We start from the raw sequence: 5,413 nt of genomic DNA on the forward strand, positions 1-5,413 counted from the left end.
CGGCCTCCCAGGCGTTGCCCTGGGCGGTACGCGTCCGGCCGTCACCGGCCACCGCGCGCTCCAGCGTGTGCACCACGCCGAAGGCGAGGGAGGCGACGGTCCGGGAGATGGTGGTCAAGCCGATGGTCTGGTTCGGCCCGTTGGCGCTCATGGTCACCCCGCACGAGATGGTTGTCGGCGGTGGTCAGCCGCCGGTGTCGAGTCTGCCCGAGGACGATGCTGCCGGGCTCACGTTTCGCCCTCGTGAAGCACAGGTCAACGGTCCGCCAGGCGGCCCGACCTGGGCAGGGCCGGAGGTCCTTGAGCTTGGTCACAGCCCGGCGCGGGAGCGGTGCTGCGGCGACGGATCAACCGTGGTGAGATGGGGGATGGGTGACGGTCGATGCCAGCGTGGCGCTGCGTGACGTGGCGTTCACCGGAAGTCGGCCATCATGCCACAGCCCATGTCGTGAGGTGCGCCATACCCCCCGGCACTTGTCGCCAGGTGGCGCCCCCTAGCATCGGCCCATGACGCCCGGAGAGGGGAGTCCGTTGGTGACTGCTGAGCATGCGCACGCGGAGGGGGACGACGCCGGAGCGGCGCCGTCCGCAGGCGTGCTCGACGAGATCCTGGCCGGTGTGCGCGAGGACGTGGCCCGGCGGCAGGAGCAGGTTCCGCTGGAGCGGATCCGTGAGCTGGCCGCCGCCGCGCCGCCGCCGCTGGACGCGTACGCGGCCCTGCGCCGGCCCGGCGTGGCCGTGATCGCCGAGGTGAAGCGCTCGTCGCCGTCCAAGGGGCGGCTGGCCGAGATCGCCGACCCGGCGGACCTGGCCGGTGACTACGCGGCCGGGGGAGCGCGGGCGATCAGCGTGCTCACCGAGGGCCGGTGGTTCGGCGGGTCGCTCGACGACCTGGCGGCGGTGCGGGCCGCGGTGAACGTGCCGGTGCTGCGCAAGGACTTCGTCGTCTCCAGCTACCAGGTGCACGAGGCCCGCGCGCACGGCGCCGACCTGGTGCTGCTGATCGTCGCCGCGCTGGAGCAGAACGTGCTGGTCGGCCTGCTGGAGCGAATCGAGTCGCTGGGCATGACCGCGTTGGTCGAGGTGCACACCGAGGAGGAGGCGGACCGCGCCCTGGAGGCCGGCGCGCAGGTGATCGGCGTGAACGCCCGTGACCTGCGTACGCTGGAGGTCGACCGCTCGGTGTTCGAGCGGATCGCGCCCGGCCTGCCGAGCAGCGTCGTCAAGATCGCCGAGTCCGGGGTGCGCGGTCCGCACGACCTGATCCGGTACGCCTCCGCCGGCGCCGACGCCGTGCTGGTGGGCGAGGGCCTGGTCACCCAGAAGAGCCCGCGCGAAGCGGTCGCCGAGCTGGTCAACGCCGGTAACCACCCGGCCACGCCCCGCCCGGTGCGCTGAGCCGCCGGGCCACCCGATCCGAGAGGACGCCCGCGATGAGCGCCGCACCCGCAGCCGGCCAGGTCCCCGACGCCGCCGGTCACTTCGGCCGGTTCGGCGGCCGGTTCGTCCCGGAGGCGCTCGTCGCCGCGCTGGACGAGCTGGACGCGGCGTACCGCAAGGCGATGGGCGACGAGGACTTCCTCGCCGAGTTCGACGCGCTGCTGCGTGACTACGCCGGCACGCCCTCGATGCTCTACGAGGCCCGGCGCTTCTCCGCGCAGGTCGGGGCGCGGGTCCTGCTCAAGCGGGAGGACCTCAACCACACCGGCGCGCACAAGGTCCGCAACGTGCTGGGCCAGGCGCTGCTCACCAAGCGGATGGGCAAGCGGCGGGTCATCGCGGAGACCGGCGCCGGCCAGCACGGCGTGGCCACCGCCACCGCCGCCGCGCTGTTCGACCTGGAATGCGTCGTCTACATGGGCCAGGTGGACACCGAGCGGCAGGCGCTCAACGTGGCCCGGATGCGGATGCTCGGCGCCACCGTCGTCCCGGTGACCACCGGCTCGCGCACGCTCAAGGACGCGATGAACGAGGCGATGCGGGACTGGGTCGCCAACGTCGACGACACCCACTACCTGATCGGCACCGCCGCCGGGCCGCACCCGTTCCCGGAGATGGTCCGCGACTTCGTCCGTGGCATCGGCGTGGAGGCCCGCCAGCAGTGCCTGGACCTGACCGGCACGCTGCCGGACGCGGTCGCGGCGTGCGTCGGCGGCGGCTCCAACGCGCTGGGCATCTTCCACGCGTTCGTGCCGGACGCCGGGGTCCGCCTCTACGGCTTCGAGGCCGGTGGCGAGGGCGTCGGGACCGGCCGGCACGCCGCCAGCATCACCGGCGGCTCGTCGGGCGTGCTGCACGGCACCCGCACGTACGTGCTGCAGGACGCCGACGGGCAGACCATCGAGTCGCACTCGATCTCGGCCGGCCTGGACTACCCGGGCGTCGGCCCGGAGCACGCCTGGCTGCACGACACCGGGCGGGCCACGTACCTGCCGGTCGACGACGCCGACGCGATGGCCGCGTTCGAGATGCTCTGCCGAACCGAGGGCGTGATCCCGGCGATCGAGAGCGCGCACGCGCTGGCCGGCGCCCGCGCGATCGCCCCCCGGCTCGCCGAGGAGCTGGGCCGGGAGCCGTTGATCGTGGTCAACCTGTCCGGCCGGGGCGACAAGGACGTGCACACCGCCGGCGCGTACTTCGGCATCCTCGACAAGGAGTGACAGCGTGAGCCGCATCGGGGTCGCCTTCGACAAGGCGCGGGCGGACGGCCGGGCCGTGCTGGTCGGCTGCATGCCGGCCGGTTTCCCGACCGTCGAGGGCAGCATCGCCGCCATGAAGGCCATGGTCGAGGCGGGCGTGGACGTCATCGAGGTGGAGATCCCGTACTCCGATCCGGTGATGGACGGCCCGGTCATCCAGAAGGCGAGCGACATCGCGCTCGCCGGTGGCGTCCGCGTCGCGGACGCGCTGCGCGTCGTCGAGGCGGTCGCCGCGACCGGGGCGAGCGTGGTCACCATGACCTACTGGAACCCGATCGAGCAGTACGGCGTCGACGCGTTCGCCCGCGACATGGCCGCCGCCGGTGGGACCGGCCTGGTCACGCCGGACCTGATCCCCGACGAGGCCGCCGAGTGGCTGGCCGCTTCCGACGCGCACGGCCTGGACCGGACGTTCCTGGTCTCACCGTCCTCGACCGACGCGCGGCTGCGGATGACCGCCGAGCACTGCCGCGGCTTCGTCTACGCCACCGCGATCATGGGCGTCACCGGCGCCCGCGCGCAGACCTCCGAGGCGGCCCCGGTCCTGGTCTCCCGGCTGCGCGAGGTCACCGACATCCCGGTCGGCGTCGGGCTGGGCGTGGGCACCGGCGCGCAGGCCGCCACCGTCGCCGGGTACGCCGACGCGGTGATCGTGGGCAGCGCGCTGGTCCGCTGCGTGCTGGACGCCCCGGACCAGGCCGCCGGCCTGACCGCGCTGCGCAAGCTGAGCGCCGAACTGGCCGAGGGCGTCCGCAACCCGGCCCGCTGACGCCCGGCTCGCCACCTGCCTGATCGACTCCACCTCGCCGAGCTGGCGTGGTCCAGGACGCCGGGACACCGCCACCTCGCCGAACTGGTGTCGATCAAGCGAGCGAGCGGGCGGGCGGTCAGCGGCTACTGCTGTCGACCTGCTCGGAGGCGCGCTGGCCGGGCGGGGCGGGCTGCCCGTCGCCGGGCTGTCCGTCGCCGGGTGGCGTGAGCGCGTCGGCGGCGGTCGTGTGCCGCAGCACGCCGGCGCGGCCGGCGAGCGCGTCCGCGATCGCCGCGCGCGTCGTGGGGGTCAGCACGTCGGGCAGCTCTTGCGGCGGCCACCACCGAGGCAGGCACCCGGTCGCCGGTTCGCCCGCCGGTCCGGCGTCGGCCGGTCCGGCGCGGAACACGTGCACCAGCACGTCTGGGCGCGCGCCGCACCGCCCGGCCGATGGGGCGGGCACCGGTGGACCGGTGACCCGGTAGAGGCCGACCAGGTCGGCCGGCGCCACCGCCCAGCCGGTCTCCGTGCGGACCGCCCGGACGACGGCATCCACCGGGCTCTCGTCGTGGCGCAGCCGCCCGCCCGGCAGGCCCCAGCGCCGGGCCCCCTCGGACCGGCCGCAGAGCAGCAGCCGCCCGGATGCGTCGGTGACGACAGCGGCGGCCGCCCAGGTGAGCGGGCTCATGGACAAACAGCCTACGACCGTGCAAACCAGAAGTCATCCGACCCGCGCGGCAGGCGGCCCGGGGTGCCGCGCACACAGTCCGCACCGGTACCGTGTGCACCCGTGACCCTCGCCCCGATGACCCCACTGGCGGCCATGCCCAGCCCCAGCACCGCCGTCTGGCAGCTCGGTCCGGTTCCGATCCGGGCGTACGCGCTCTGCATCATCCTCGGCATCGTGGTGGCCTGCGTGGTCACCGAGTACCGGCTGCGCCGCCGCGGTGTGGCGCCGGGCGCGGTGCTCGACATCGCCGTCTGGGCGGTGCCGGCGGGCATCATCGGCGCGCGGATCTACCACGTGATCACGTCGCCGGAGAAATACTTCGGCGCCGGCGGCGAGCCGATCAAGGCGCTCTACATCTGGGAGGGCGGGCTCGGCATCTGGGGCGCGGTGGCCGGTGGCGCGGTCGGCGCGTGGCTCGCCGCGCGGCAGCTCGGCATCCCGTTCACCGTGATCGCCGACGCGCTGGCGCCGGGCCTGCCGCTGGCGCAGGCCGTCGGCCGGCTGGGCAACTGGTTCAACAACGAGCTGTACGGCGGGCGCACCACGCTGCCCTGGGGCCTCGAGGTGCACGTGATGGACCCGGACAACCCGGGCCACGCGCTGCGCGACGACGCCGGCAAGCCGGTGCTCCAGCCGGGGCTCTACCACCCGACGTTCCTCTACGAGGCGCTCTGGAACGTCGGCGTCGCCGCGCTGGTGCTCTACCTCGACCGCAAGCTGCGGCTCGGGCGCGGCCGGGCGTTCGCGCTCTACGTGATGGGCTACACGGCGGGCCGGTTCTGGATCGAGCTGATGCGCACCGACGAGGCGAACCTGATCCTCGGCGTACGCCTCAACGTCTGGACCGCCGTGCTGGTCTTCCTCGGCGCGCTCGCCTACTTCATCCGGGTCCGCGGCCCGCGCGAATACCTGGTGCCGGTGGGCGAGCCGGCCGCCGCGCCCACCCCGTCCGGGGACGTCTCCCAGGTCGACCTCTCCGCCCGGGAGGCCGCCGCGCGGCCGGCCCCGCCCGAGGGCTACCGGGTGGTGAGCGAGGAACAGTTCGACGCGTACCGGAAGACCGGCGTGCTGCCCCCGGTGGAGCCGGCGGCCGACGACGACCGGCCGGAGACCCCCGACGGTGCCACCGACGGCGACGCGGAGCAGGCCGACCGCACGGACACCGACCCCGCCGCCACCGACGGCGCCGACGCGGACGGCACCGACGCCGACCCGGAACGGACGGACGCCGAG

5 protein-coding genes are annotated in these 5,413 nt (G+C 74.4%); 4 read left to right on the top strand and 1 reads right to left on the bottom strand.

Annotated elements, in window-relative coordinates; translation table 11 throughout:
• The first annotated feature begins 594 nt into the window (after nucleotides 1-594).
• Genes trpC through trpA form a run of 3 tightly spaced genes read left to right on the top strand, consistent with a single transcriptional unit; the run spans nucleotide 595 to nucleotide 3,468 of the window.
• Nucleotides 595-1,398 carry an indole-3-glycerol phosphate synthase TrpC gene (trpC, locus tag KBX39_RS21820; RefSeq protein WP_030271968.1) on the top strand — a complete coding sequence of 268 codons (804 nt, stop codon included), beginning with the start codon at nucleotides 595-597 and terminating at the stop codon, nucleotides 1,396-1,398.
• Nucleotides 1,399-1,433: 35 nt separating this feature from the next.
• Nucleotides 1,434-2,660, top strand: coding sequence for a tryptophan synthase subunit beta (trpB, locus tag KBX39_RS21825; RefSeq protein WP_069089044.1), 1,227 nt, complete (start codon nucleotides 1,434-1,436; stop codon nucleotides 2,658-2,660).
• A 4-nt stretch (nucleotides 2,661-2,664) separates the two neighbouring features.
• The gene (gene trpA / locus KBX39_RS21830) at nucleotides 2,665-3,468 is read left to right on the top strand and encodes a tryptophan synthase subunit alpha (protein ID WP_043329522.1); all 804 of its coding nucleotides are present in this window, start codon (nucleotides 2,665-2,667) and stop codon (nucleotides 3,466-3,468) included.
• A 118-nt stretch (nucleotides 3,469-3,586) separates the two neighbouring features.
• Here trpA and KBX39_RS21835 read toward each other — a convergent pair whose 3' ends face one another.
• On the bottom strand, nucleotides 3,587-4,138 hold the full coding sequence (locus KBX39_RS21835; protein ID WP_043329524.1) for an NUDIX hydrolase: 552 nt from the start codon (nucleotides 4,136-4,138) through the stop codon (nucleotides 3,587-3,589).
• A gap of 102 nt (nucleotides 4,139-4,240) precedes the next feature.
• Between KBX39_RS21835 and lgt the strand changes: the two genes are divergently transcribed.
• Nucleotides 4,241-5,413: prolipoprotein diacylglyceryl transferase (gene lgt, locus KBX39_RS21840; RefSeq protein WP_210872254.1), on the top strand; the 1,173-nt coding region annotated here is incomplete at its 3' end.

The sequence above is a fragment of the Micromonospora sp. D75 genome (assembly GCF_018070405.1).
Classification (GTDB): domain Bacteria; phylum Actinomycetota; class Actinomycetes; order Mycobacteriales; family Micromonosporaceae; genus Micromonospora; species Micromonospora chalcea.

What these genes read in the sequence shown, in the direction of transcription:
- trpB (WP_069089044.1), top strand. Translation starts at nt 1,434, where the DNA reads ATGAGCGCCGCACCCGCAGCCGGCCAGGTCCCCGACGCCGCCGGTCAC.
- KBX39_RS21835 (WP_043329524.1), bottom strand. Translation starts at nt 4,138, where the DNA reads ATGAGCCCGCTCACCTGGGCGGCCGCCGCTGTCGTCACCGACGCATCC.